Source organism: Mucilaginibacter gotjawali (assembly GCF_002355435.1).
Lineage (GTDB): Bacteria > Bacteroidota > Bacteroidia > Sphingobacteriales > Sphingobacteriaceae > Mucilaginibacter > Mucilaginibacter gotjawali.
Genome location: NZ_AP017313.1, coordinates 687,156 through 713,001, shown reverse-complemented (window position 1 = coordinate 713,001; position 25,846 = coordinate 687,156). Strand labels below are relative to the sequence as shown.

Here is a 25,846-nt window from a genome sequence, read left to right as displayed (position 1 = left end):
TTTTAAAGTATGGGACAGGCGCGTCAACTAAAGTTTATATTTGGATATTAAATATACAATTTAATCACATAAAACCCTGATGCGACAAAAAGTATTTATCATTTTGACGGCGCTCGGTGCGCTGTTGTTACAAACCACTGATGCTGCTGCAGGTCATATCCGCAAACGGAAAATAAAAAAACAATTTAAACATTCCGCCATCCTGAACGATCATTTTACCGGCTTCGCCCTTTACGACCTGGATGATAAAAAAATGATATGGCAGCAAAACGCTGATAAATATTTTACCCCTGCATCCAATACAAAGCTATTTACTTTTTATACCTGCCTTAAAATGCTGGGCGACAGCATCCCGGCACTAAAATATGTTATCCGCCATGATTCATTGATCTTTTGGGGCACCGGCGACCCCTCTTTTCTGCACAGCGACCTTAAAGCGATAAAAGCCTTTAATTTATTGAAAGCCGCCAATAAAAAACTATTTTTTGCAACAGGCAACTATAGTGGTGATTTTTATGGAGATGGCTGGGCCTGGAATGATTATAATGATTACTACCAGCCCGAAATTACCGGATTGCCCATTGAAAATAACGTAGCTGAGTTTTATACTGATAAAAATGATTCCATCCGGGTGAGGCCTTCCTATTTAAAAAGATATATAAAGTGCGACAGTAATTACCGCCCATCCAACTTCAGCGTTAAGCGCGATTTTAGCAGCAATAAATTTGTTTACCCAGCCGCAAAACCACCCAGGGGTTTTGTGCAGGATATCCCATGGAAAACAAGTACAGCCTTAACGCTGGCTTTGCTGCAGGATACCCTGAAGCTGCCCGTTTTGGAAATCAATCTACCTATGCCTGATAGTGCCAAAACCATTTACGGCGCCAACGCCGATACGGTTTACCGGCACATGCTGCAGCCAAGCGACAATTTTATTGCCGAACAGCTTTTACTGGTTTGCTCATCCGCAAAATTTAAAACCCTTAGTTCCGATTCGGTAAGGAGTTATGCGAAAATTCATTTTTTGAATGATCTGCCCGATATACCCCAATGGGCCGATGGGTCGGGCCTTTCGCGGCAAAATTTATTTACCCCCCGCAGCATCGTTGCTCTCCTTCAAAAAATAGATAACGAAGTAAAAAATGACAGCCTGTTGCATAGCCTGCTACCCGAAGGCGGTGTGGCTGGAACGATCAGGCACGCCTATAAAACGGATAAGGGGCAGCCATTTATCTGGGCAAAAACAGGGTCGTTAAATAATGTTTATAACCAGGGGGGCTACTTTGTTACCCGCAAAGGCAAGCGCCTGGCTTTCTCTTTCATGAACAACAACTTTACCCGGCCGGCATCGGAAGTCCGCGCCGAAATGGCGAGGATTATTACATGGATACATGATGAGTATTAGTTGATTGGTTGATTAAGTTAGATTAAGTTGAATAAGTTGTTGAAGCTTCTTTCAAACTTTCGTCCTAACTCAATCGACTTAATCAACCACTTAACTTAATCAACTCCCTTTTTTCAACACTTCATCCAATTCGGGGTTCTGACGCGGCAGCACCTTCACTTCCCTGATAATTTCGGTTTGTTGAACGCTCACTGCATAATCAGCCGGTTCAATTTTACAGCCAATAGCTTCGGCGTAAACCTGGGTAAATTCGGCGCCGATGTAAACGATGGCTGCAGTATAGTAGATCCAGATCAATATCACCAATATGGAGCCTGCTGCTCCATAGGCGGAAGTTTTGGCAGCGTACTGGATATACAAATTTATTAAATACTGCCCCAGCATAAAAAGTACCGAAGTAAAAACGGCGCCCCACATTACATCCTTCCACCTGATCTTTACATCTGGCAAAACTTTAAAAATAATGGCAAATAATAGTGAGGTAACCGCCAGGGTGATCCCCAGGTTAACGCCTTTTACCAGTGGCGCGGTTATGGCGTGCAAATATTGCCCTATGTCTCTTGTTATTGCATTCATCACCACGCTTACGATAAGCGATGCCAGTAGCAGGAAGCCCAGCCCGATGATCAGCGAAAAGGACAGAAAACGGTTTTCTATCAGTTTAACCCAACCCTTTTTTGGTTTGGCTTTTACCCGCCATATCATGTTCAATGAATCCTGCATCTCAATAAAGGTGCTGCTGGCGCCAATTAAAAGCGTTATGGTGCCGATAACCACTGCGGTGCCTGATTTACCTGAAAGCTGCAGGTTCTTTAAAACCTCCTGGATCTGCGCTGCTGCCTGGGCGCCCACATAATGTGCAATTTCGGGGTATAATTTATTTTCAGCGGCTTTTGGGCCTAATACCAGGCCCGCAATTGAAATAACCAGGATGAGTAAGGGAGCGATAGAAAAAATGGTATAATAAGCTAATGATGCACTTAGTTTTAAACCATTGTCATCAATAAAACCCATAAAAGTGGCCGACAATATCTTCCATGTTTTCTTTAAAAAATAATGCTTCCTGAAAGTGCTCATATCAAATCAAATAATCCTCTTATTTTTTATGTTTTATGCTTCATCTAACCGGCAAAGCCCTCAACTCATCCCTCTGCAGGGGAGAGGATGTATACTCAGCTCTTTTTGCCGCCGTGTGCTTTGGAGAGAGAGTGGGATGAGGCTCTCCTATCGGTAACAAGGCTTTTTCACAAAAATTGTTTTTAATTGCTTTTCCGAACCCTTATTTTATTTCGGAAAACGGAATGTCAAGCAAGGGAAATTCAGACCACCCGTTAAAATCAAAATGCCACCATTCCGTCGCGATTTCACGAAAGCCATGGGCTTCCATAGCCGTTTTTAAAATTGCCCTGTTGGCTATTTCGGCCTTTGGCAAATCCATATAAGCAGCGGCCGCCTTTTTGCTGAAACTGTCAAAGCCGGTGGGCATGTCCAGTTCCTTACCCGTTTTAAGGTTTATCGCCGTAAGGTCGACCGCGCAACCACGGTTATGTTTCGAGCCTTTGCGGGGGTCGGCTACAAAATTTGTATCATGCGCCACTTCGTAAAAATGAGCGGTAACGGCATAGGGGCGATAGGCATCGAAAATCTTCAGTCCCAGTCCCTGCTTTTTAAGGTCAGCTTCCACCTGTTTTAAGGCCAGCACTACCGGTAGCCGGGCAAAAGCCCTTGCCTCGCCGTACATTTGCTGATGCGTAAAATTATTGGTGGTAGCATAACGGATATCCAGCGCAATTTCGGGGATATACTTTTTTATTTCAACCAACCGGGTTTCGGGATGCGCTTTTATATCCTTTAAATAACTATCAGGGCCCATTACTTTTGAGCTGTCGATATATTTGTATTTCTGCGCAAAGGCTACTGTACTTATGGCAACTGATAATGCTAACAGGACAAACCGTTTCATAGTTTAATGGTGAGATACAATCAACAGGTCGAGGTCTTTTGTGGGGATGGAAAAGCGTTCGCCCATATGCTTGCTGGTTAAGTGCCCTTTATAAATATAAACGGCTTCGCGCAGCCCGGCCTTTTGCCATATCAGGTTCTTCAGGTCGCCGTGCTCGCCAATATCCAGTAAAATGGGCGCAAATATATTGGTAAGTGCATACGTTGCTGTGCGGGCAACCCGCGAAGCAATGTTTGGCACGCAATAATGGATCACATCGTATTTTCTGAAAACAGGGTGCGTATGATTGGTTACCTCCGAAGTTTCAAAACAGCCCCCCTGGTCAATACTCACATCAATGATCACCGAATTTGGTTTCATCCGGCTTACAGTTGATTCGCTGACAATACAGGGGCTGCGGCCATCCTCTGCACGCATGGCGCCGATAGCTACATCGCAGGTAGTTATTGCTTTCTCCAGCACAATGGGCTGTACAACCGAGGTAAAAACCCTGCTGCCAATGTTATTTTGCAAACGGCGGAGTTTGTAAATAGATGGGTCAAAAACCTTCACTTCTGCGCCAAGTGATATGGCGGTACGGGCAGCATATTCGCCCACCGTACCTGCTCCTAATATTACAATTTCTGTTGGGGGTACACCGGTGATGCCGCCCAGCATTAGCCCTTTTCCGTCGAAGATGTTGCTTAAATATTCCGCAGCGATCAGGATGGAAGTGGCGCCCACAATTTCGCTCATCGCCCTTACCACACTCAGCGATCCGCCTTCATCCCGCAAATGCTCAAAACAAAGCGCGGTTATCCTTTTGTTGATGAGGGCATGAAGGCTTTCGGCTTTAAATGTTGATAACTGCAGGGCCGAGATCAGCGTTTGGCCCGGTTTCATCATCTCGATTTCACCCAGGGTGGGTGGGGCAATTTTTAAAATGATGTCGGCTTCGTACAGCTTTTTGGTATCGTAAACAATTTGCGCCCCCTGTTCACTATAATCCTTATCCGAAAATTTGGCGGCGGCACCGGCATTGCTTTCCAGCATCACCTCGTGCCCATTGTTTACTAATAAAGCAACCGATAAGGGTGTTAGCGGTACACGGTTTTCCTGGAAGGATATTTCTTTTGGAATGCCGATATACAGTTTGTGTTTTTTATTCTTCACCTCCAGCATCGACTCCTGGGGCTGCATCATCGCTTGTTTGGCTATATCCGAAAACCCGCTGTATTTCCCTGAACTCATTATGTAGTATTTTCTGGCTGATGAAGATAAGGAAAAAATCTAATTAAGTATAAATTAAATGTTTTCGATGTTTATCTCCCTCAAATCATCATCTTTTACGATAATTTTTATGCTGATATAATGATCGGGAAGCAAACTGGGGATCTTTTCGGGCCATTCAATAAAACAATATGCCCCCGAATAAAAATACTCCTCGTAGCCCATATCAAGCGCTTCCGTTTCGTTTTTCAGGCGATAAAAATCAAAGTGATAAATTCTTTCGGTGGCACCTTCATATTCATTTACGATGGAAAAGGTGGGACTGGTAACAGGCTCTGTCGTTCCTAAACTTTCGCATAGGGCTTTAATAAGAGTGGTTTTCCCGGCGCCCATATCGCCGTAAAAAAGGAAGATGCGGGAATTTGCGGCGAACTCAATTATTTGAGCGGCTGTCGCAGGGAGTTGAGATGTAGTTGTTGAGGATAAAAGCACGGTTTATTTTTCGAACAATATGAGATCCATGTGATTGACTTTTCTAAATCCTTTATCGGCAGTAATTAGCGGCAAGCCAAAGGATATGGCCGAAGCGGCGATTATGCTATCTGGTAGTTTGAGTTTGGAGCGCTTTCTTATTTCAATAGTGTTTATCTTAACTTTTTCTTCAATGTTGATTACTGATATCGATTTTAAGAAATTGTCCAAAACTTGAATTGCCGAAGCGTTGTCACCATGATAAGCATAAAGTTCCATTTCAGTAATAATGGAAATATATAAATTTTGACCCTGCAGGAGTTCGGCTAAAACAATGTCGCCATTTAATAGATAGATGCAGATATTAGTATCTATAAATAGATCAGTTCCATTCATCTCTTAGACGCTTTTGAATAACTAAGGCATCTTCATCAACTTTTAACGCTCCACAGAATTTTTTGGCATCAAAGTTTTTTTTACTTGGCCGTTCGGCCAATAAATCTTTAACCTTTTTAATGTCTTTGCTGCCTTTTAATACTAAAACCATATTCAAATTTAATAAAATATTAATAAAGTGTTAGGTGTTAGTTTTCGAATTTTTGTTATGTCTTTGAATTTGCCTTGTACGCAATTTTTTAATATCCGATTTTGTTTTGCTTTGACTAGCCATCAGCGTCTTGGAAACCTCATCCCAATCTAACATCGTTTCCGGATGCAACCTTGCTTGTTCAATTCGATCCAGAACCAATTCCTGTTGCCATTGAGGTATTTCGTTCGTCATATTTTCTGGAAATAAGTCAAAATTACTTAAATAACCGATAAAATCCGATGGCCTGATAATAATGAACATCGAAGTTTCTTTCTAAATTCCTTATTCTACATTCGGTGTTCGATATTTATACAAGCCGTTAGATTTGATTTTACTTCGGCCCGTAAACGGCAATCGGGATCAGCATTTCTTCAAGCGAAATGCCCCCGTGCTGGAAGGTTTCGTTATAAAAATTCATAAAATGATTGTAGTTGTTAGGGTAAACAAAATAGCTGTCTTCCTTGGCAAAAACAAAGCTCGAGCTTACATGCAATTTGGGCAACATGGCATCGTGCGGGTTGCGCACATGAAAAACCTCTTTCGGGTTAAAGTTTAAGTTTTTACCCTGTTTGTAACGCAGGTTGGTATTGGTATTCCTGTCGCCTACAATTTTGCTTGGGTTTTTTACCCTTATGGTACCATGGTCGGTGGTCAGCACCACTCTCACCTGTTTTTGCGCCAAAAACTTAAGCAGGTCGTATAAAGGCGAGTGTTCAAACCATGATAAGGTTAATGAGCGGTACGCGGCATCGTCACTGGCCAATTCGCGGATCATTTGCATATCGGTACGGGCATGCGAAAGCATATCCACAAAGTTATACACCACCACATTCAGCTCATTATTCATCAGGTTGTTTACTGATTCATTCAGCGCGCGGCCTTCATCAATATTCAATATTTTATGATACGAAAACTTCACGTCCCTTCGGGTAACCCGTTTGATCTGGTCGGCAATAAAATCGCCTTCGTATAGATTTTTACCACCTTCATCTTCATCATTCTGCCACATTTCAGGATAGCGTTTTTCCATATCCAATGGCATCAGGCCGCTGAATATCGCATTCCTTGCATATTGGGTTGCTGTAGGCAAAATACTATAATAAGTATCCTCTTCCTCCAGCCTGAAATACTCAATCAATATCGAGTTAATGATCTTAAACTGGTCGTACCGCAGGTTATCTATCAAGATAAAAAATACCGGGCCCTTCCCGTCAAGCCGCGGAAAAACCTTCTTTTTAAACAAAGCCGGAGACATCACAGGCCCGTTTTCCGGGTTTTTTACCCAGTTCAGGTAGTTCTTTTCAACAAACTTGCAAAACTGTGTGTTGGCTTCGGCTTTTTGCAGCGTTAAGATCTCGTGCATACCTGCATCTTCCAGTTGCTGCAGCTCAAGCTCCCAGTAAACCAGTTTTTTATAAACATCGGCCCATTCTGTAAAGCTCAGGTTGTCATTCAATGTCATTCCCAGGTTCCTGAAATCCTGCTGGTAAGCCATGGTTGTTTTTTCGGTAACCAGGCGTTTATTTTCAGTCAGTTTTTTTATGGTTAACTGTATTTGTTTGGGGTTTACCGGCTTGATCAGGTAGTCATCAATTTTTGAACCAATGGCATCCTCCATCAAATATTCCTCTTCACTTTTGGTGATCAGCACAATGGGCACATCATTATTGATATTCTTGATCTGCGACAATGTTTCCAGACCGGTTAGCCCCGGCATATTTTCGTCAAGGAAAACCAGGTCGAAATAGTTGCTTTTGAAGGTTTCAACCGCATCGGCGCCATTGGTTACGGTAGTAACTTTGTAGCCTTTTTCGGTTAAAAATAGTATATGCGGCTTTAAAAGGTCAATCTCATCGTCGGCCCATAAAATGGATGTATCTTGCATGGCATAAATTTTAAATATCGGTTTATTATTAAAGATTGGGTATTAAACCAGGAAGGTTACTATCGAAATCACCATCGTTCAACTAATCTCTAATCAACTAACCTCTAATCTCTAACTGCAAAGCACGGGTTTTGTTACGGCTAATACTAATCATTAACAAAAATTAACAAATATAGTACAGGGTTATTACCTTTATTTACATTTTTGCAGTCTATTAAAAACTTTGAATAAAAAGAAAATAATAAACGACCCCGTTTACGGCTTTATCAGCATCCCTACCGAGCTGGTATTTGACCTGATTGAACACCCGTATTTTCAACGGCTCCGCTATATCAAACAACTTGGAATGACACACCTGGTGTACCCGGGCGCCCTGCATACCCGTTTCCATCACGCCCTGGGGGCAATGTACCTGATGGGCATGGCTATTGAAACATTGCGCAACAAAGGTCACGAAGTCTCGCACGAGGAAGAGGAAGCCGTTATTATTGCTATCCTGCTGCATGATATAGGGCACGGCCCCTTTTCGCATGCGCTTGAAGAAACCATTGTTGAGGGCATTTCACATGAAGATATTTCAGCAATGCTGATGGGTAAGCTAAATACTGAATTTGGCGGCCGCTTAACGATGGCTATCGAAATATTTAAAGGCCTTTATCCGCGCGAATTCCTGCACCAGCTGGTTTCGAGCCAATTGGATATGGACCGGATGGATTACCTGAACCGTGATAGTTTTTTTACCGGCGTTTCTGAAGGGGTGATCAGTTCAGACCGGATCATCAAGATGCTGAATGTGAAGGACGACCAGATAGCCGTTGAAGAAAAAGGAATCTATTCCGTCGAAAAATTTTTAATTGCACGCAGGTTGATGTACTGGCAGGTGTACCTGCATAAAACCGTCATCGCTGCCGAGCAACTTTTAGCGCGGATAATGAAACGCAGCCGCGAACTTACCTTAATGGGAACGCCTGTTTTTACCACACCGGCGCTGAGCCATTTTTTAAGAAAGCCTATCAGCAGCGATGCTTTTATGAATGAAGATCATCACCTGGAAACCTTTGCCACACTGGATGATACGGATATAATGGCCGCGATTAAAGTATGGGCAACACATGATGATTGGGTACTCTCGAAACTTTGCCAGGATATGATATACCGCAACCTGTACAAGGTTGACATCACCAATCAGCCTCCGGACAAGCAATTTATAGAAAGGCTGACCGCAAAAGCAATGGCGAAATATGACCTTACAGCACATGAGGCATCCTATTTTGTATTTGAGGATACGATACGGAATAATGCTTACCGCCCCGGCGACGGCAACATCCGTATTTTAATGAAAGACGGCACAATAAAAGACATAACCGCAGCCAGCGATAATTCAAATTTGGAAGCATTAGCAAAAACGGTTAAAAAGTATATACTTTGTTATAAAAAGGACTTAATAATTTGAAAATTAGTTAATTTGAAGATTTGAAAATTATTTTTTTCATTTTCAAATCTTCAAATTTTCACATATTCAAATAAAATCAATTTTAACACTAAATTTGCCCGATGCAATTTACCGCACATGAATTAGGTTTGATGCTAAACGGAACTGTTGAGGGAGACCCCTTGGTGCCGGTAAATCAACTTGCCAAAATAGAAGAGGCCCGTGCAGGGTCGTTATCGTTTTTAGCTAACCCTAAATACGAGCAGTATTTATATACCACGGAAGCATCCGTCGTTATTATCAATAACGACCAGGTTTTGGCCGAACCTGTAAAGTCCACGCTTATACGGGTACCGAACGCGTACAGCGCGATAACCGTATTGCTGGAAAAATACAATACGCTGAAGCTTCATAAAACAGGCATTGAACAGCCGTCATTTATTCACCCGTCTGCAACGGTGGGCGAAAATGTTTATGTTGGTGCATTCGCCTACATCGGTCCAAATGTAAAAGTCGGCAATAACTGCAAAATCTATCCCGGGTGCTATATCGCAGATGATGTAATATTAGGCGACAATGTAACGTTGTTTCCGGGAGTGAAAATTTATTTTGATTGTATACTGGGCAATAACGTCATCATCCATTCGGGCACCATCATAGGTGCCGATGGTTTTGGGTTTGCGCCTGCCGGGGATGGCACATATGCCAAAATAAGCCAGATAGGGAATGTAATTATTGAAGACGATGTGGAGATCGGCTCAAACACTACTGTCGACCGGGCTACGATGGGTTCAACCATTATCCGCAAAGGGGTAAAGCTGGATAACCTGATCCAGATTGCCCATAATGTAGAGATCGGCTCAAATACGGTAGTTGCTGCGCAAACAGGCATATCCGGCAGTACCAAATTAGGCGAAAACTGTATTATCGGAGGCCAGGTTGGTATCGTAGGCCATATTACCCTTGCCAAAGGCACCCAGGTACAGGCACAATCAGGCGTGAGCCGCACCTTAAAAGAAGAAGGTAAAAGATGGATGGGCTCGCCGGCATTTGCCTATAACGACCACATGCGCTCGCAAATCGTGTTTAGCCGTTTGCCCGCCCTCGAAAAAAGAATTGATGAACTTGAAAAAATAATTAAAGAATTGACAAAGGATGTTCACTAGTTCACTTGTTCATTAGTTCATTGGTCCTATCTTGCGGCTATTAATGAACTATTTACCAATGAACAACTGAACCAATGAACCAATGAACAGTCTTATAAAATGAATGTAAAACAAAAAACAATTAAGGCGCCGGTTTCGGTTTCGGGCACTGGTTTACATACCGGCGAACGGGTTACCATGACGTTTAACCCGGCTCCCGAAAATCATGGCTATAAATTCAGAAGGATAGACATTACCGGATCGCCCATCATTGATGCTGATTGTGATAACGTTACTGATACCTCGCGCGGCACCACTATTTCGCAAAATGGCGCCAGCGTAAGTACTATTGAGCACGTATTGGCGGCCCTTGTTGGTTTGGAAGTTGATAATGTGCTTATTGATTTGGACGGACCCGAAACGCCGATAATGGATGGCAGTTCCATCCAGTTTGTTGATGCGATAAAAGAAACCGGTTTTGTTGAACAGGAAGCCGACCGGGAATATTACCATATCCCTTATAACATTCATTACTCTGAGCCCGACCGCAAAGTTGAAATGGTGGCAATGCCGCTGGACGACTACCGTTTTACCTGCATGGTTGATTATAATTCGCAAGTGTTGGGCAGCCAGCATGCAAGTATTTCTACGATATCCGAGTTTAATAAAGAGATCGCATCATGCCGTACCTTTTGTTTTTTGCATGAACTGGAAATGCTTTTAAAGCACGACCTGATAAAAGGCGGCGATCTGAACAATGCGATTGTGGTTGTTGATAAAGAAGTAGATGAAGAAGAACTGGCTCACCTGGCCCGGATCTTTAACCGCAAAGATATTAAAGTAGCGCCGCAGGGCATTTTAAATAACATTGAACTTCGCCACCAGAATGAGCCGGCCCGGCACAAGCTGCTGGATATGATAGGCGATCTTGCACTGGTGGGCGTTCCGTTACGCGGTCACATTATGGCAGCAAGGCCCGGCCATGCGGCCAATGTGGCTTTCGCAAAAAAAATAAAGACCCTTATAAAGAAGGAAAGAAGCCGTAAGCACGTAAAAATTTACGACCCGAACGCAAAGCCCGTTTATGACACCATCCAGATCATGAACATTTTACCCCACCGGCAGCCGTTTTTGATGATTGATAAAATCCTCGAACTTACCAAAAGCCATGTAGTAGGATTGAAAAATGTTACCATGAATGAAGAAATGTTCAGGGGCCATTTTCCGGGGATGCCTTTATTCCCCGGGGTGCTGCAGATTGAGGCCATGGCACAAACCGGCGGCATCCTGGTTTTAAATACCGTGCCCGATCCCGAAAATTATATTACCTTGTTCCTTAAAATAGAAAATGCCAGGTTTAAAGCACCGGTAACGCCAGGGGATACGCTGATCTTTCATTGCAACCTGATCGCACCTATCCGCAGGGGTATAGCACAAATGAAAGGTATCGGCATGGTTGGCGAACGTATTGTTGTTGAGGCTGAGCTAATGGCACAAATTGTAAAAAAGCAAAAAACTGACGAAGAATGATCCAACCCTTAGCATACATACATCCCCAGGCTAAAATAGCCGACAACGTGGTAATTGAGCCGTTTGTGACGATACACAAAGATGTTGAGATAGGCGAAGGATCGTGGATCGGTTCAAACAGCACCATTATGGACGGCGCCCGTATCGGCAAAAATTGCCGTGTTTACCCGGGGGCTGTAATTTCAGCACCTCCTCAGGACCTTAAATACCGCGGCGAACAAAGCACCGTTTCGGTTGGCGATAATACCGTCATCCGCGAATGCGTAACATTAAACCGCGGTACCGCACTGGACAAAAACACCACAACCATCGGCAGCAATTGCCTCCTGATGGCTTATGTACACGTGGCGCACGATTGCGTTATCGGCGATAATGTGATCATTGCCAACTCGGTTCAGCTTGCCGGGCATATCAATGTATATGATTATGCCTTTATTGGCGGCACATCAGCGGTTCACCAGTTTGTGGAGATCGGCGCACACAGCATGATCTCGGGTGGTTCTTTGGTTCGTAAAGACGTGCCGCCTTATACCAAAGCCGGCCGCGAACCATTGTCTTATGTGGGTATTAATTCTGTTGGCCTGCGCCGCCGGGGTTTTTCTGCCGCTACGATAAACGAGATCCAGGAAATTTACCGCATTATCTTTCTTAAAAAATATAATATTACCAAAGCGCTCGATATTATTGAAGCCGAATTCAACCCAACTGTTGAACGCGACGAGATCATCAATTTTGTACAAAACTCGCAGCGGGGAATTATGAAGGGGTTTGGGAATAGTTAATTTAGTCCATGGTCGATAGTCCATGGACCATGGCAGGCACGGGTTAAAACAAAGATTTTTTCACATCAGTAATAAAAAGCTATGGACTATGGTCCATGGTCTATGGACCAAAAAATGAACATCACCCTTCAAAACATTGGCCGGCGTTTTAACCGCGACTGGATTTTCAGAGGGGTGGATTATTCTTTTAATTCGGGTAGCATCTATGCTATCCTTGGCCCTAACGGTTCCGGAAAATCTACTCTATTGCAGGTTTTGAACGGCAGCCTGGCGCCATCTACAGGTAAAATTGATTACTTTTTTGAGGATCAGCCTGTCGGGGTGGAGAAAGTGTACCAGCATCTGAGCCTTGCAGCGCCATACCTTGAACTGATAGAAGAATTTAGCCTGGCTGAAATGATCGATTTTCATTTTAAATTCAACGTGCTCAAGGAAGGGATTGGGAAAGATGGGCTGATCGAGCTGTTGTCATTGCCGGGCAGTAAAAACAAACTGATCAAATATTTTTCATCAGGGATGAAGCAGCGGCTAAAACTGGCCCTGGCATTTTGCGCAGATACCCCCATGCTGATGCTTGATGAACCGACTTCAAACCTGGATGCCCAGGGCGTGGACTGGTATTTGAGCCTGGTACAGCAATTCTCAAAAAACAGGCTCACCATTATCTGCTCCAACCAGGAGCATGAATATAACTTTTGCGATGCAATGCTGAATATTGCGGATTATAAAGGAGAGGTGAAAGGAAAAAGGTAAAAGGCGAAAGGTTTAACTCGTTCTTTTATCTTAAAGCTCATAAAAAAGGCCTGGTGATTAAAACCAAGCCTCGATATAATACGGCAGGCAAACCTTTTACCTTTCGCCTTTAACCTTTTACCTCCACTACAAATATGCTTCCCGTAACCTGATCAAATGGATCCAGTGCATAAATTTCATCACCGGGTAAACCGGGTCAAACTCAAACCATTTTGCGGCAAAATTGGGGCTGTTGGGGCGTTTATGATGATTGTTCTGGAATAACTCGCCTAGCATAAAAAAATCAAACGGTGTAGTGTTTTTTGATTTATCGCCATTATCGAAATTTGAGTAGCCGTATTTATGCCCGCACCAGTTAACAATAGCGCCATGGATAGGCCCCATTAAAAAGTGGATCGGCAGCAGTAAAAACATCCACCAATGGGTAGCAAAAAAAATATAGAAAACTACATAAAAAGCGCCAAATGCCAGGCGCGACACATGGGTTGAACCCCAATAATCCAATAAACGCCATTCAGGATAGTTACCTTTAAATTGCGGCTCCGGTTCTTTCAACCGTTGTTCATAAAGCTTATAGCTTTGTGCCGTGCGCCACATCATTTGAAAAACATCCCTGAAAAAATAGGGTGAATGCGGGTCTTTCTCGGTGTCGCTGTAAGCATGGTGCTCGCGGTGCATAATAGCATAAGCACGCGGGTTTAAAAACGACGATCCCTGGCAAATAAATGTCAGCAGATGAAAAACACGTTCGTTAAATTTATTGGTAATAAACATTTTATGAGAAGCGTAGCGATGCAGATAAAATGTTTGAAAGAACAAAGAAAGGAACCAATGGGCCAAAAAGAATATTAAAATAATCACAGAAGTATTGTATAAAATAGAAATGTTTATAATCTGCTCAAAGATACGATTAAATTAATTTGAAAAGTAAAAACAAAAATGGGGCGGTTTAAGATTATTAAATGTTTGGTATATTTGAATAATAGCAAAAGGAGTGTAGATTATGGAACGAATTGTTTTGGAAGTAGATGATAAAGTAGCAAAAGCGTGGCGGGACGCCCCTTCCGATAAAAGGAGGGATATTTCGAACAAAATTAATATTCGTATGAGTAAAGAATTGTTTGAATATGATAAAGCCGCCTTTCTTCAATATCTTGATGGCCTCCGTAACGAAATGGCTGAAAGAGGGCTAACCCAGGAAATATTGGATGACATATTAAAAGATGAAGCATAAATTTGTCTTTGATACGAATTCACTTATTAGTGCGGCCCTTCTTCAAAAATCAATTAATGCTCAGGCGTTGAACAGGGCAATAGAAATTGGAAGGATAGTAATTTCCGAATCGGTATTGTCCGAGTTTTCTGAAGTTATTTTCCGAAAAAAGTTTGACAAATATTTTTTAAAAGATGAGGAACGATTAGAAGCTATTGATCAAATTGAGCGTAATGCACTTGTATTCTTTCCATCGATAGCCATCAATGCCTGCCGTGATGCAAAAGACAACAAATTTCTTGAACTTGCAGTAACTGCCGGAGCATCCTGTATCGTAAGCGGCGACCAGGATTTACTGATCCTGCATCCTTTTAACAATATCCCCATTTTGTCGCCGGCAGATTTTTTAAAGCTTTTTGATTTCATTCAGTAAAAAAAAGAGGATGCCTGTTTAAAACATCCTCCATTTTTTAAAGTCAATTTAAAATCTAAGCCTCACTATCCCTCAAAGCCTTGATTTGGTTATGAGATGCAATTATATCCTGTTGTTGCCGCAAAAGTATTTCGGTTAAATGGGGGGACAGTTCATTATCAGGCGACAGGGCGCTTTCATAGGCTTTTTTTATTGCGTCTTCTCCCCGTTCACATTCCGCTAATATCCCCCTGCGATCATGCCCGGTAAAGGCAGCTTTTACATCAAGCCACATGCGGTGCAAGGCGCCATTGCTGCTCATTCCCATTTCAACCTCGGCATCAAGTTTATTAATCGCAGTGCCAAGTTCATGAACGTTTTCCCTGCTTTCTTCCCTTAACTGCAAAAAAAGCACCCGCAGATCGCCATCGTTCTCTTTCAATTCATGTACAGCGTGGGCGAAGCCAGCAACCCTGTCGTTATTGATCTCTATCAGATCATTTAAAACTTCAATTGATTTTTCTGTAGTTTCCATGGTAAATAGTTTTTGATGTTTAACCCATCAAACAACTATCCTGCCAGTATTGAAGCTCAAAGCTGAAAGGTTAAAGCTGAAAGCTTTGTTTCAAATATGCGAAGTTTAAGTCACAGGGTAGTTTTCGGCTTTTAGCTTTGGGCTTTCAGCTTATAAACATTTCGGCCAGCAGTTTGTACGATTGCAGCCTGTCCTCAAAATGCTCCGTAATGGTTACCGCGATAATTTCATCAACATTATATTCCTCCGCAAGCTGGGTCAGTCTTGTTTTCACCCGGTCAGGCGTACCGGCAATTACTCTTTTCCGGTTGTACCAGATCCTTTCCTGCTCCCCTGCCGAATAGGTAACATGTTTAATATCGTCATATCCAATGGGCACAATACCGGCGCCCTTTTCAAACTGGTTAAAACGATAATCCATTAAAGCCTGGTGGCGCTCAACCTTTTCCTCATCTTCCGAACAAAAAACAAAAATGGCCATATTGGCCTGTTGCTGCTGCAGTTCTTCGGAAGGCTGAAAACGTTCGCGATAGGCTTCAACAGCCTGCGGGCCCCCGTTTGGATTGATGAAATGGGCGAAGGAAAAACCCATCCCAAAATGAGCAGCAAATATGCCGCTTTGCCCGCTGGAGCTTAACAGCCACATGGCAGGCACAGTTTTAACCTGTGGTATGGCCCTTATTTTAGCCATCGGCGTACCAGGGTCGCCCCTGTCATGAAAAAAGTTATTCAGATCATACAGTTGTTCCACAAAATCCTGCTCGCGAAACTGGTTGGATGGGTTAAGCAAAGCCGCTGTATGCCGGTCGGTACCCGGAGCGCGGCCCATTCCCAGGTCAATGCGCCCGGGGAACAGGGCTTCCAGCGTCCTGAAGTTTTCGGCAACCTTTAGCGCGCTGTGATTGGGCATCATTACCCCGCCCGAGCCGATGCGGATATTTTTTGTTTGCCCTGCCAGGTGTGCCATCAGCACTTCGGGCGTTGAACCCGCAAGCGCGCCCGTATTATGATGTTCAGATACCCAAAAGCGGGTGTAGCCTAAAGCATCGGTATATTTTGCAAGTTCTACTGTCTCTTGAACCGCTTCTGCAGCTGTGAGCCCTTTACGTACCGGAGATTGATCCAATACACCGAGGCGGATATTTTTTGTGTCCATATATGTTATAACAACACAAAAATACGGAAGTGGTTGTGGAGTGATTGTAAAGATTTAAGGAAGAAGGGATGACCTGATGCTATTTGATATGGAAATCAACAATCGTTTGCGTCTCATTTAAGTAGCCATAATAATAAGCGTCTTTTTCAATAATACCGACATCGCCCGCCAGGTAAAAATCAAAATGGGCAATATTGTAAAACCCCTGGTTATTAACGTTGATCTGAAAATTAATGGCGGTGTGTGTTACGCTGGTATAAATCCGGCCTGCCTCTATCTTCGTCATATCTGTTTCAACGATGGTATTGATAGCACGTACCGGGCTGTTATGCAGTAAAGTTGTTAATGAAGGTGTACTGTTCCAGGTGTACCCTGCATGCGCCGTATCATTCAAAATTTGCAGATCAATCAATCCGAAGGCCAGTGAGGGTTCAATCAATTCATAAATATGCTTACTCACAAAATAATCGGCGATATGCCGGGGGAAAAGCCGGGACGACACATCCACATCGTAACATATTTTACTGTTAAAATCGGTGGTGGCGCCGTTCATGGTATAAGTCAGGGTGTCATTTTTAACACCGAATATAGCTAACGGATTGGAAGCCTCGCCAAAAACAGAATCGCGGTACCGCCAGGTGGAACCATAAGTTTGCGGGAAATAGCTGTAAGCTGTTAAAGGTGGCGCCGCCCGATAGGGGTTTTTATTGCAGCTGAAATAACCAATTGTCAGTAAAGCCAGAATGACAAAAAAGTTTTTTCGCATTTACGTTCTATCAATAATTTATCGCTCAAATATTGATAATAAAAAAATATTTCAGGGGTAAAACATTCAACATATCAACAATCGTGTTACTTAAGTTATAAAACGCGGTTGTTAAAGCATTATCTATATCAATACAGCTGAAATATCGTAGCTGATAATACTTTCCGTTTCATACATATTTCCTGAAATAAAGGTTGAGTTTTCAATCATGCCCACCCCCTTTGCAAAATAAAATTCGTAAACCGCCGAACTTTCATAACCTCTCCCATAATTGTACTGAAGATCAACTTCCGCATGAATGACATTGGTAAATATTTTACCGCCGACGGTTTTGCTGATATTAACTTCCCTGATGGTATTCACCGTACGCGCCGGCACACTGTTTACCAGGCCATTCACCGTGGGTAAGCTTATCCAGCTATGCCCGGCTGCGGCGGTATCGTTCAAAAACTCGAACTCAATGGTTAAGCCTGCTGTTGCGTTTGATGAGTTGGAGCCATACAGATGGTTTTGCCTGAAAAAATAACCAACGCTGGTACCCATTTTCTGGTACATACTATTGGTATTATAATAAGTTTTTCCATCGATAACCGTGGCCGAACCGGTGAGCTTAACCGTAAGGGTATCACTTCCGCCTGCCCCGGTTACCAGGTATTTCCAGGCCGAATTGGAAGTTAAAGGAAAGTAATCGTTATTGGTTGAACTGGATGCCGGATTGTTTTTTGAATCTTTTTTACAGCTGCTGATGAATATAACCGCGACAGCTAAAATAAGGGTAAAGGTTTTCTTCATTAAGGTTTTTGTTTACAGGTTATAGTGTAAACATTGAAACGAAGAAAATATTGCGCGGAGGGAAAGATTCAGGAGTTAAGAGCCGGGAGTCAAGACAAAAAAATCGCAACCTTCCCTATAAAAGAATAATGCGCGTACATCATTCCTGAGTCTTCGCCCTTGGTTCCTTGTTCTATCACTTAATCGATAAAATGGTAAAGAAAAACTACCTCCCCGGTGTAAGCGGGTTTTTTCTGCCCGTCTATTTCCATTTCAACACCGATAGTAGCTTTGGTGATGCCCCTCAAATTAACAATAGCCACCAGTTTAGCTTTAAGCCGCACCTGGCTATTCACGATAACGGGTTGCGCAAACCGGATGTTTTCAATGCTGTAATTGATCTGCATTTTAAGGTTTTGTACATCTGCTATCTGGTGCCAGAAATATGGGAGCAGCGAAACCGTTAAATAACCATGCGCAATGGTTGCTTTAAAAGGGCTTTCGGTTTGGGCTCTTTCAACGTCTGTATGGATCCATTGATGATCAATAGTGGCATCGGCAAACTTATTTATTTGCTCCTGGGTAATGGTATGCCAGCCCGACACACCTAACTCCTCACCTAAGTAGCCTTCAAACTCGGGGTAATTTTTTATAATTATCATAGGGTCTCTGTTTGTTTCAGGTAATTACAAACGCGCCGTAAAAATAGCAAAGCGAATGGCATTTTAAAACAACCTGGCTAAACCTATTGATTTTTTTAAAAAATAGCGCAAAATATTTTTGGCGGTTTTATTTTGCATCAGTGTTATTTGAACTGTTTAAGGCATACAAGGCACAAACAAATTTTATAGGTTTATTTAACCGTATAATTCATTATTGTTTGGGTTTCATCAACGGCGCCACCGGGTGCACTGGAATCCATTTCAATAATACCTACGCCTTTAACCATAAAGTAGTCGTAAATTGAATTGGTTTCAAAACCGCTGCCGGAATCATCCTGCAATTGAACACGGGTATGAATTACACCGGAAAAGCTTTTTCCGCCAACTACTTTCGTTATATTTTTTTCAACAGTGGTATTGATTATTCTCATCGGCTGCACGTCAATTCCGCCGATGGCGGTTACCGTCGCGGTAAAAGTATGGCCTGCAGCCAGCGTATCGTTTAATAAAACCACATCAATATTGGTTGCATAAACATCGCCACCAATGGTATAACGTTCAATATACAGGTGGTTAGCTTCGTAAAAATTCTCCACTATCGCTTTATTAAAATGCGAAACACCTGTAGCGGTAAAAAAATCGGAACCGTTTATTTTAGTAGTCGAGCCGGTCATTCTTATACTGATGGTATCAGTATAGCCGGCAACCTGCGCGTAATAATCCCAGGATGAACCTGCGGTAACAGGCAGGTAGGAATCAGCAGATGCCGGCGCCACCGGAGAATTAGTTGAACTTTTTTTACAACCGGTAAAAAAGAGCGCAGGCATAAACAGGATAGCGAGCAGGGATATCTTTTTCATAAAAGATAAAATTGGTTGATCAAATTTAATTACTTATTTGATATTTAGCCAATTGACCTAAAAAAATAAAATAGGATTTCGAGCAGGGAAAGCCAGATTTCCCATTATCCTAAAAAATCGGGAGGGAATACTTTCTGCCCGTATTGTTCTGCAATTTTTATTAGCTTGCCAATACTTTCGGGATCCATCGCCGGTGGAGGTAAGAATACACCTGCATCAATCGGGGTACCTATCGTGATAAACATTTCTTCAAGCCCGGCAGGAACCACGGTACAAAGCAGGTGTGCCAGCGTATCCGTTTTATTTTTAAAGCAATGCACAATGCCGCCTTTCGGAATAACTACATAGGCCCCTTTTTTGGCGATGTATGTTGAAACCTCCGATTTAACCTCTATTTCTCCCTCAATAACATAAAAGGTTTCCTGGAAATCCGGGTGCGAATGCGGGCCTGGGCCGCCGCCCGGTGGCACCAGCATATCAATAGTAGCAAAGGCGCCGCCTGTTTGCTTGCCGGAAGCCAGTATCCGGTAAGTATCGCCAACTACCGATACATTTGGCCCGTCATCGGCATTAAGCATAATCGGGGCAGGTTTTGAAGACTCCATATTAAGCAGCGATCAACTGCAAAAAAGCGGCATATTTATGATTGATATATTGCGGGGCATTCAGTTTTCTAACATCCTGCTCTAAAATTGCCTTAAGTTCTTTTTCTACTGATTTAAGCGAAACGGTTGGTTTTGTTGCTGTGGTTTTCATAATAGTAGTTTTTAAGTTGTGCTGATAAATGAATAAAAATTATGCCACACCGCCGCGTTGGTATGTACGAGCAACGACAAGAGAAATGTGTATGTTTTTTTGGACAGAAAAGTAGTCTATTTTGGGAAAAACCGGGGCAGAATCAGCGTATTTATGCGGCGCATTGTTTTTAGGGAAGGGCCCTATCAGCAAGTAATTTGACTCCTTAATCCAGCATGGCTAAAGTAAGCCTGATAATATCATCAAAAACTGCTTTATCAGTTGTTGACTTTGCCGTAACACGTATACCCTTTACGGTGTTGAAGGTGAACCTTGCCAGCGCCATAGCATCCTGCCGCTTGCTAATCTCGCCGGACTCCTGCCCTTTTTTGATCACCTGGTAAAAGGCGTCTTCCACCTGCTGGTCATTGGCACATACCATTTGGCTAACTTCTTTATCATGCGGGGCTACCTCAACTTCGGCATTTACCATAAAACAGCCTTTATGCTTTTGGTCCGTTAGTAATTCCCCCGTAATCAGGTCCAATAATTTTTTAATAACTTCTTTAGCAGGCGCGGCGCTATTAGCAATGGCGCAAACTTTTGCGGAACCTTTGTTTTGATAGCTCTCCAATGCTTTAATAAAAAGGGTGTGTTTGTCGCCGTAGGTGTCGTATAGGCTTGAACGGCTGATGCCGAGCCCGTCTACAAGATCCTGCATAGAGGTACCATTATAGCCTTTGTGCCAAAAAATATCTATGGCTTTGCCCAGCACTTCATTTTCATCAAAATCTTTTGTTCTTGCCATAATGCGGAATAGCCTTGCCTGTAATTACGCAAAGCTATTCAATTTTAATAAGAGTCAAGACTAAGATTGATGTGCAAATGTGCAGATTTCAGATGTGCAGATTATTAAAATTCATTGGCACCTTAAATAATCCTCATTTCTCTTTTATCTTGAGTCCTGGCTCTTGGCTCTCGATAAATTACCTTACCCCGCCGCCGGCCAGTAAGGTTTCGCCGGTTAACCAGCGTGATTCTTCAGAAGCAAGAAATACGGCAACCAGCGCGATATCTTCAGGCTGACCTATTCGGCCCAGCGGCGCGGTGCGCTCTTGTTCTGCCTGGAAATCACTGCCAATAAAGCCGGCACTATGCGTACCTTCTGTTTCAACCATGCCCGGGTTGATAGAGTTCACCCTGATCTTCCTCGATCCAAGTTCTTTGGATAAAACATGGGTAATGGCGTCAACAGCGCCTTTTGTTGCGGTGTAAATTGAACTGCCAACCGGCGCAACATTGCTGACGATCGAGCCGATGTTAATAATGCTGCCGCCCGCCTCGTTAAAGGTTTTAAGGGCGCCCTGGGTTGCCAGCAATAATCCCAATACGTTGGTATCAAATTGATGGTGAAAATCAGCTTCATTGATCTGCTCAATCGCGCCGAACTTGTAAACGCCTGCGTTATTCACCAGGATGTCTACCGCGCCGAAGGCTTTGGCGGTTTCGGCAAAAAGGCGGGTTACATCTTCTGCTTTTGAAACATTGCCCTGTACAGCAATAGCTTTACCGCCATTGGCTACAATCTCTGCCACTACCTTATCTGCACCGGCTTTAGCCGAAGCATAATTTACTACTACTGACGCCCCTTCGGCGGCAAGGCTTTTGGCAATGCCTGCGCCTATCCCTTTTGATGCACCGGTTATTACTGCTACTTTGTTTGCTAACTTTTTCATGTTGTGTAGGATTAATTTTTCTATATTTGGAATAATCGTTCCGCAAACATAAACACTTATTGGAACGAACGTTCCAATTTATTTAAAAGATTAGGCGGGGATGACAAATGACTTTCCTTTACAGATTTTGGCCAGGTTTAGAAGAGCAGATTGTATAGTAATTAAAGATTGAAAACTTAGCCAGCAAAGATAGGGTGGTATGGAATTAACAGGTTTGGGCAGCGGGCGGGAAGGTATTCAGTTCGCTATCCCTGTTATTATTTCTTTATTTCATAACACAACTCCACCATGCCGGTGTTATAGGCGGTCACATTGAGTAAATGTAATACCTGTTCTTTTCCTATGTGATCAAAAAACAGGAGCCCGTCGCCCAAAATGATGGGTAAAATGGATAGCCTTATTTCGTCTGCCAGATCTGAACAAATAAAATCTTTCGCCAGCATCGCGCCGCCAACCAGCCAAACATTTTTGTATTTAGGTTTTAGCCGTTCATTCACCAGCGTACCAGGGTCGCCTGAATAAAGTTCGATGTTCGGCCGTTCAACCGGCAGGTCTCTGTGCGTTAGCACGATAGTGGGTACATCGCCATAGGCCCAGCCATATGTTTTTGACAGATCGAAGGCGAGTTCGTAAGTGCGCGCCCCCATTATGTAACAATCTACCGTTTTTAAAAATTCCCACATGGCCTCCCGGGAAACCTTAATACCTTTCTCATAATTATCCTTTGTCTCAAACCACGAAACGCTGTTATCCTTTTTAGCGATATAGCCGTCGAGACTTGCAACCATGTGAATCGTCAATTTAAATGTGTTTGCAGCCATTTTTTATACCCCGCGGTTAATTGAACATTTTACACCGGAAATGATTTAAAAATACATTTCTTAAATTCAAAATGCAAATAGTGGATAGCGGCGCATTCACCATATCAAAGCTTATTTATACCTTTAAGCTATGATAAAAATATTAAAGTCCTTTATTACTGTCATCTTATGCTGCCTGCTGGTGCCGGCCATAGCACAGCAAAAAAACACCTATGTAAAAATTGAAACGCCACAGGGTTATTGTGTGGTGAAGCTTTATAACGAAACGCCGGTACACCGCGATAATTTTATCAAACTGGTTAAGGCGCGTTACTTTGATGCCACGACCTTTAACCGGATCCTGAAAGGTTTCGTGATCCAGGGCGGCGACCCGGATTCGCTGTATGACAAGTCAAAAACTTTAAAGCCAGCGCAAAAATGGATCCAGCCGGAATTTAATCCGGCACTGTTCCATAAGCGGGGCGTATTGGCTATGGGCCGCGATGATAATAAAGACAAAGCGTCTTTTACCACACAGATCTACTTTGTTGATGGTAAAACCTATACCAACGAGCAACTGGACATCATTGAAAAAAAACTCGGCTGGCATTTTACCGAAGCACAGCGCGAAACCTACCGCACCATCGGCGGCACACCATTTTTAGACCAGAACTATACCGTGTTCGGCGAAATTGTAAAAGGAATGGATTTTATTGACAAAGTAACTGCTGTAAAAGTTAATAAGGATGGCAACCCGGATAATGAGGTGAAGATGAAAATAACTGTGCTGACGGACAGGGAAGTGCTAAAAGAGTTAAAATTGATGTGATACTTGCTTGAATAAGGCCGGCGCCGCTGCAACAGACCCCGAGGGAATAAAACGAATTAAAAATGGAACCTCTTTACTTCGACACCATTATTATTGGCGCCGGCATATCGGGGATCAGTGCTGCTCATTATATGCAAACTGATTGCCCTGATAAAACCTATACCATATTGGAAGGACGCAAAAATATCGGTGGTACCTGGGATCTGTTTCGTTATCCGGGCATACGTTCAGATTCAGATATGTATACTTTCGGTTTTGCCTTTAAACCGTGGACAAACCCTAAAGCCATTGCGCCGCGTGAAGATATCATCGAATATTTAGCAGAAACCGTTAAGGAGGAAGGAATCGATCAGCACATCCTGTTTGAACATAAATTACTCAGTGCGTCATGGTCATCCGAAACTGCCAACTGGTCACTTGCCGTAGCAACGCCCAACTCAGTTAATCCCCAACTTTACACTTGCTCTTTCCTGTCACTCTGTATGGGTTACTATAGCTATGACAGTGGCTATACGCCAGTGTTCGCCGGATACAACGATTTTAAAGGCCCGATTGTACATCCACAAAAATGGGACGAAACGCTCGACTATACCGGCAAAAAAATTGTGGTGATTGGCAGTGGCGCCACTGCAATGACGATCATCCCTAATTTGGCCCAAAAAGCAGCGCATGTAACGATGCTGCAGCGCAGCCCCACCTATGTTGTAGCCTTGCCTGACATAGACAAGATAGCGGTTTGGCTCAATAATAATTTACCAAAAAAAACAGCCTACAAAATAAATCGCTTTCGGAATATTCTTTTTCAACGGTTTTCGTATGCCTTTTCGAGGCGGTTTCCAGGCCTGATGAAAAAAGTGCTGCGCAAAAAACTGGAAGGGCGCATGGGGGAGGGTTTTGATATTGACAGGCACTTTGCACCGGCTTATAACCCCTGGGACCAGCGTTTATGTTTGGTGCCAAATGGCGACTTATTTAAAGCAATAAAAAGTAAAAAAGCCAGCGTTGTAACCGACCAGGTTGAAAAGTTTACAGAAAACGGCATTCAATTGGTTTCAGGCGATTTTTTGCCGGCTGACATCATCGTAACGGCAACAGGATTAAACGCCGCACTTTTTAATAATGTTGACTTTAGGGTTGATGGTAAGCAAGTGGATTTTTCAAAAAAAGTTACCTACAAAAGCCTGATGTTTGATGGCATCCCGAATATGACCTATGCGTTTGGCTATACCAATGCCTCGTGGACACTGAAATGCGAAATGACCAGCCGGTATACCTGCCGGATCATTAATTACATGTCAAAGCAGGGATATAAACAATGCATGCCTGTGCAAAATGACCCGGACCTGGTGTTAAAACCTTTTCTTGATTTTAACCCCGGCTATGTGCTGAGAGTGCTGGATAAATTACCAAAAATGGGCAATAGAAAACCATGGAAGATTGAACAAAATTATTTTTACGACAAAAAAATGTTCGAAAAAAGTCCGCTTAACGATGGTATTTTAACTTATAAATAACCAATACATGAGGGTAATATTTATCCATGGCTTCGGCGAAAATGAATCAATTTTCAGCAAGGTAGTTCCTTTTATCCCGGGCGGGCATACGTTTTTAAACGTTTGGGAATTATTGGGCGATAAGCCACTGCCCGGTATAAACGTTTTGGTTTTTGCGCAAAGCCTGGTTGAAAAATATGATATAACACAACATGATGTTATTATTGGCCATTCAATGGGTGGCTGGATAGCTTGGCATATTAAACATTTTACCGGCAGCCCGGTAGTTCAAATTGCTTCCTGGACAGATCCTGACCGGCCAATTAAACCGCTCAAAAATGTAAAAATCATCTACTGGTTGGTAAGAAATGGTTTGTTCTTCAACCGTTTTTTGAAACGCCTGTTCACGGCGAAGGGCTATAAAGGCAAGCCATCCAAACAGATTTATGAAGAAATTTTTGATAGATTAATTGCCGGGAACAAAGAGAATATCATCAATCAGCTCCGCCTCATTCTTACACCGGTACCCGAACGGGTTACGGTGCACCCTGATTTAAGGATCCACGCCCGGGCCGACCTGGTGGTGAGGCCACCGCGGGAACCCTACGATGAAGTTATTGGCGATCATTTTACTTTGTATACTTACCCGGAGGCCGTTTACAAGCCAATTGTTGCTTTTTTAAACCATTTGCAAAAAAAATAACTAACTAAAAA

31 protein-coding genes are annotated in these 25,846 nt (G+C 43.0%); 11 read left to right on the top strand and 20 right to left on the bottom strand.

What is annotated here, in order from left to right:
- Window positions 1–79: 79 nt before the first annotated feature.
- Window positions 80–1,405, top strand: a complete 1,326-nt coding sequence (gene dacB / locus MgSA37_RS03325; protein ID WP_096349842.1) for a D-alanyl-D-alanine carboxypeptidase/D-alanyl-D-alanine endopeptidase — start codon at window positions 80–82, stop codon at window positions 1,403–1,405.
- Between the two features lie 99 nt (window positions 1,406–1,504).
- Here the strand turns inward: dacB and MgSA37_RS03320 are convergent, their stop codons facing one another.
- The 8 genes from MgSA37_RS03320 to porX all read right to left on the bottom strand — a co-directional run bounded on the left by MgSA37_RS03320 (window position 1,505) and on the right by porX (window position 7,522).
- Window positions 1,505–2,482 (bottom strand): YihY/virulence factor BrkB family protein, encoded by a 978-nt coding sequence (locus MgSA37_RS03320; RefSeq protein WP_096349841.1) that lies wholly within the window; start codon window positions 2,480–2,482, stop codon window positions 1,505–1,507.
- A gap of 202 nt (window positions 2,483–2,684) precedes the next feature.
- A complete protein-coding gene (locus MgSA37_RS03315) occupies window positions 2,685–3,368 on the bottom strand; it encodes a M15 family metallopeptidase (RefSeq protein ID WP_096349840.1) in 684 nt (227 codons plus the stop codon).
- 3 nt (window positions 3,369–3,371) lie between these two features.
- Complete coding sequence (locus tag MgSA37_RS03310) at window positions 3,372–4,598, bottom strand: alanine dehydrogenase (protein WP_096349839.1); 1,227 nt, start codon at window positions 4,596–4,598, stop codon at window positions 3,372–3,374.
- Window positions 4,599–4,652: 54 nt separating this feature from the next.
- Window positions 4,653–5,069, bottom strand: a complete 417-nt coding sequence (tsaE, locus tag MgSA37_RS03305; protein ID WP_096349838.1) for a tRNA (adenosine(37)-N6)-threonylcarbamoyltransferase complex ATPase subunit type 1 TsaE — start codon at window positions 5,067–5,069, stop codon at window positions 4,653–4,655.
- A 3-nt stretch (window positions 5,070–5,072) separates the two neighbouring features.
- Window positions 5,073–5,444: a type II toxin-antitoxin system VapC family toxin gene (locus MgSA37_RS03300; RefSeq protein WP_096349837.1), complete on the bottom strand. Its 372-nt coding sequence runs from the start codon at window positions 5,442–5,444 to the stop codon at window positions 5,073–5,075.
- Window positions 5,431–5,595 (bottom strand): hypothetical protein, encoded by a 165-nt coding sequence (locus MgSA37_RS28070; RefSeq protein ID WP_157750404.1) that lies wholly within the window; start codon window positions 5,593–5,595, stop codon window positions 5,431–5,433. The genes MgSA37_RS03300 and MgSA37_RS28070 overlap by 14 nt, the downstream gene beginning before the upstream one ends.
- 30 nt (window positions 5,596–5,625) lie before the next feature.
- Window positions 5,626–5,898 (bottom strand): hypothetical protein, encoded by a 273-nt coding sequence (locus MgSA37_RS03295; RefSeq protein ID WP_096349836.1) that lies wholly within the window; start codon window positions 5,896–5,898, stop codon window positions 5,626–5,628.
- 70 nt (window positions 5,899–5,968) lie between these two features.
- On the bottom strand, window positions 5,969–7,522 hold the full coding sequence (gene porX, locus MgSA37_RS03290) for a T9SS response regulator signal transducer PorX (protein WP_096349835.1): 1,554 nt from the start codon (window positions 7,520–7,522) through the stop codon (window positions 5,969–5,971).
- Between the two features lie 223 nt (window positions 7,523–7,745).
- Between porX and MgSA37_RS03285 the strand changes: the two genes are divergently transcribed.
- The 5 genes from MgSA37_RS03285 to MgSA37_RS03265 all read left to right on the top strand — a co-directional run bounded on the left by MgSA37_RS03285 (window position 7,746) and on the right by MgSA37_RS03265 (window position 13,164).
- Window positions 7,746–8,975 carry an HD domain-containing protein gene (locus tag MgSA37_RS03285; protein WP_096349834.1) on the top strand — a complete coding sequence of 410 codons (1,230 nt, stop codon included), beginning with the start codon at window positions 7,746–7,748 and terminating at the stop codon, window positions 8,973–8,975.
- Between the two features lie 101 nt (window positions 8,976–9,076).
- A complete protein-coding gene (gene lpxD / locus MgSA37_RS03280; RefSeq protein ID WP_096349833.1) occupies window positions 9,077–10,120 on the top strand; it encodes a UDP-3-O-(3-hydroxymyristoyl)glucosamine N-acyltransferase in 1,044 nt (347 codons plus the stop codon).
- Window positions 10,121–10,219: 99 nt separating this feature from the next.
- On the top strand, window positions 10,220–11,629 hold the full coding sequence (locus MgSA37_RS03275; RefSeq protein ID WP_096349832.1) for a bifunctional UDP-3-O-[3-hydroxymyristoyl] N-acetylglucosamine deacetylase/3-hydroxyacyl-ACP dehydratase: 1,410 nt from the start codon (window positions 10,220–10,222) through the stop codon (window positions 11,627–11,629).
- Complete coding sequence (lpxA, locus tag MgSA37_RS03270) at window positions 11,626–12,411, top strand: acyl-ACP--UDP-N-acetylglucosamine O-acyltransferase (RefSeq protein WP_096349831.1); 786 nt, start codon at window positions 11,626–11,628, stop codon at window positions 12,409–12,411. Before MgSA37_RS03275 ends, lpxA begins: the two co-directional genes overlap by 4 nt.
- A gap of 81 nt (window positions 12,412–12,492) precedes the next feature.
- A complete protein-coding gene (locus tag MgSA37_RS03265) occupies window positions 12,493–13,164 on the top strand; it encodes an ABC transporter ATP-binding protein (protein ID WP_232010775.1) in 672 nt (223 codons plus the stop codon).
- A 126-nt stretch (window positions 13,165–13,290) separates the two neighbouring features.
- Here MgSA37_RS03265 and MgSA37_RS03260 read toward each other — a convergent pair whose 3' ends face one another.
- Window positions 13,291–14,025 (bottom strand): acyl-CoA desaturase, encoded by a 735-nt coding sequence (locus MgSA37_RS03260; RefSeq protein ID WP_096349830.1) that lies wholly within the window; start codon window positions 14,023–14,025, stop codon window positions 13,291–13,293.
- 142 nt (window positions 14,026–14,167) lie between these two features.
- Here MgSA37_RS03260 and MgSA37_RS03255 point away from each other — a divergent pair, with 142 nt between their 5' ends.
- Together MgSA37_RS03255 and MgSA37_RS03250 are read left to right on the top strand one after the other, a co-directional pair.
- Window positions 14,168–14,398: a hypothetical protein gene (locus MgSA37_RS03255; RefSeq protein WP_096349829.1), complete on the top strand. Its 231-nt coding sequence runs from the start codon at window positions 14,168–14,170 to the stop codon at window positions 14,396–14,398.
- Window positions 14,388–14,810 (top strand): putative toxin-antitoxin system toxin component, PIN family, encoded by a 423-nt coding sequence (locus MgSA37_RS03250; RefSeq protein ID WP_096349828.1) that lies wholly within the window; start codon window positions 14,388–14,390, stop codon window positions 14,808–14,810. The genes MgSA37_RS03255 and MgSA37_RS03250 overlap by 11 nt, the downstream gene beginning before the upstream one ends.
- A 55-nt stretch (window positions 14,811–14,865) precedes the next feature.
- Here MgSA37_RS03250 and MgSA37_RS03245 read toward each other — a convergent pair whose 3' ends face one another.
- The 11 genes from MgSA37_RS03245 to MgSA37_RS03200 all read right to left on the bottom strand — a co-directional run bounded on the left by MgSA37_RS03245 (window position 14,866) and on the right by MgSA37_RS03200 (window position 22,831).
- The gene (locus tag MgSA37_RS03245; RefSeq protein ID WP_096349827.1) at window positions 14,866–15,324 is read right to left on the bottom strand and encodes a PA2169 family four-helix-bundle protein; all 459 of its coding nucleotides are present in this window, start codon (window positions 15,322–15,324) and stop codon (window positions 14,866–14,868) included.
- A 145-nt stretch (window positions 15,325–15,469) separates the two neighbouring features.
- Window positions 15,470–16,480, bottom strand: coding sequence for an LLM class flavin-dependent oxidoreductase (locus MgSA37_RS03240; RefSeq protein WP_096349826.1), 1,011 nt, complete (start codon window positions 16,478–16,480; stop codon window positions 15,470–15,472).
- A 79-nt stretch (window positions 16,481–16,559) separates the two neighbouring features.
- Window positions 16,560–17,246, bottom strand: coding sequence for a hypothetical protein (locus tag MgSA37_RS03235; RefSeq protein ID WP_096349825.1), 687 nt, complete (start codon window positions 17,244–17,246; stop codon window positions 16,560–16,562).
- Window positions 17,247–17,369: 123 nt separating this feature from the next.
- On the bottom strand, window positions 17,370–18,038 hold the full coding sequence (locus MgSA37_RS03230) for a hypothetical protein (protein ID WP_096349824.1): 669 nt from the start codon (window positions 18,036–18,038) through the stop codon (window positions 17,370–17,372).
- Window positions 18,039–18,217: 179 nt separating this feature from the next.
- On the bottom strand, window positions 18,218–18,679 hold the full coding sequence (locus tag MgSA37_RS03225; protein ID WP_096349823.1) for a MaoC family dehydratase: 462 nt from the start codon (window positions 18,677–18,679) through the stop codon (window positions 18,218–18,220).
- A 191-nt stretch (window positions 18,680–18,870) separates the two neighbouring features.
- Window positions 18,871–19,539: a hypothetical protein gene (locus tag MgSA37_RS03220; RefSeq protein WP_096349822.1), complete on the bottom strand. Its 669-nt coding sequence runs from the start codon at window positions 19,537–19,539 to the stop codon at window positions 18,871–18,873.
- A 104-nt stretch (window positions 19,540–19,643) separates the two neighbouring features.
- A complete protein-coding gene (locus MgSA37_RS03215) occupies window positions 19,644–20,117 on the bottom strand; it encodes a cupin domain-containing protein (protein WP_232010774.1) in 474 nt (157 codons plus the stop codon).
- 28 nt (window positions 20,118–20,145) lie between these two features.
- The gene (locus MgSA37_RS28065) at window positions 20,146–20,295 is read right to left on the bottom strand and encodes a hypothetical protein (protein WP_157750403.1); all 150 of its coding nucleotides are present in this window, start codon (window positions 20,293–20,295) and stop codon (window positions 20,146–20,148) included.
- A 205-nt stretch (window positions 20,296–20,500) separates the two neighbouring features.
- Window positions 20,501–21,082 (bottom strand): TetR/AcrR family transcriptional regulator, encoded by a 582-nt coding sequence (locus MgSA37_RS03210; protein WP_096349820.1) that lies wholly within the window; start codon window positions 21,080–21,082, stop codon window positions 20,501–20,503.
- A gap of 178 nt (window positions 21,083–21,260) precedes the next feature.
- Window positions 21,261–22,010, bottom strand: coding sequence for an SDR family NAD(P)-dependent oxidoreductase (locus MgSA37_RS03205; RefSeq protein WP_096349819.1), 750 nt, complete (start codon window positions 22,008–22,010; stop codon window positions 21,261–21,263).
- 257 nt (window positions 22,011–22,267) lie between these two features.
- The gene (locus tag MgSA37_RS03200; RefSeq protein ID WP_197706079.1) at window positions 22,268–22,831 is read right to left on the bottom strand and encodes a dihydrofolate reductase family protein; all 564 of its coding nucleotides are present in this window, start codon (window positions 22,829–22,831) and stop codon (window positions 22,268–22,270) included.
- 130 nt (window positions 22,832–22,961) lie between these two features.
- On the opposite strand from MgSA37_RS03200, the gene MgSA37_RS03195 reads away from it, so the two are divergent.
- The 3 genes from MgSA37_RS03195 (at window position 22,962) to MgSA37_RS03185 (ending at window position 25,835) form a co-directional block, all read left to right on the top strand.
- Window positions 22,962–23,639 carry a peptidylprolyl isomerase gene (locus tag MgSA37_RS03195; RefSeq protein ID WP_096349817.1) on the top strand — a complete coding sequence of 226 codons (678 nt, stop codon included), beginning with the start codon at window positions 22,962–22,964 and terminating at the stop codon, window positions 23,637–23,639.
- Window positions 23,640–23,701: 62 nt separating this feature from the next.
- A complete protein-coding gene (locus MgSA37_RS03190) occupies window positions 23,702–25,153 on the top strand; it encodes a flavin-containing monooxygenase (protein WP_096349816.1) in 1,452 nt (483 codons plus the stop codon).
- A 7-nt stretch (window positions 25,154–25,160) separates the two neighbouring features.
- Entirely contained in the window at window positions 25,161–25,835 is a 675-nt protein-coding gene (locus MgSA37_RS03185) for an alpha/beta hydrolase (RefSeq protein WP_096349815.1), read from the top strand.
- Window positions 25,836–25,846 lie beyond the last annotated feature (11 nt).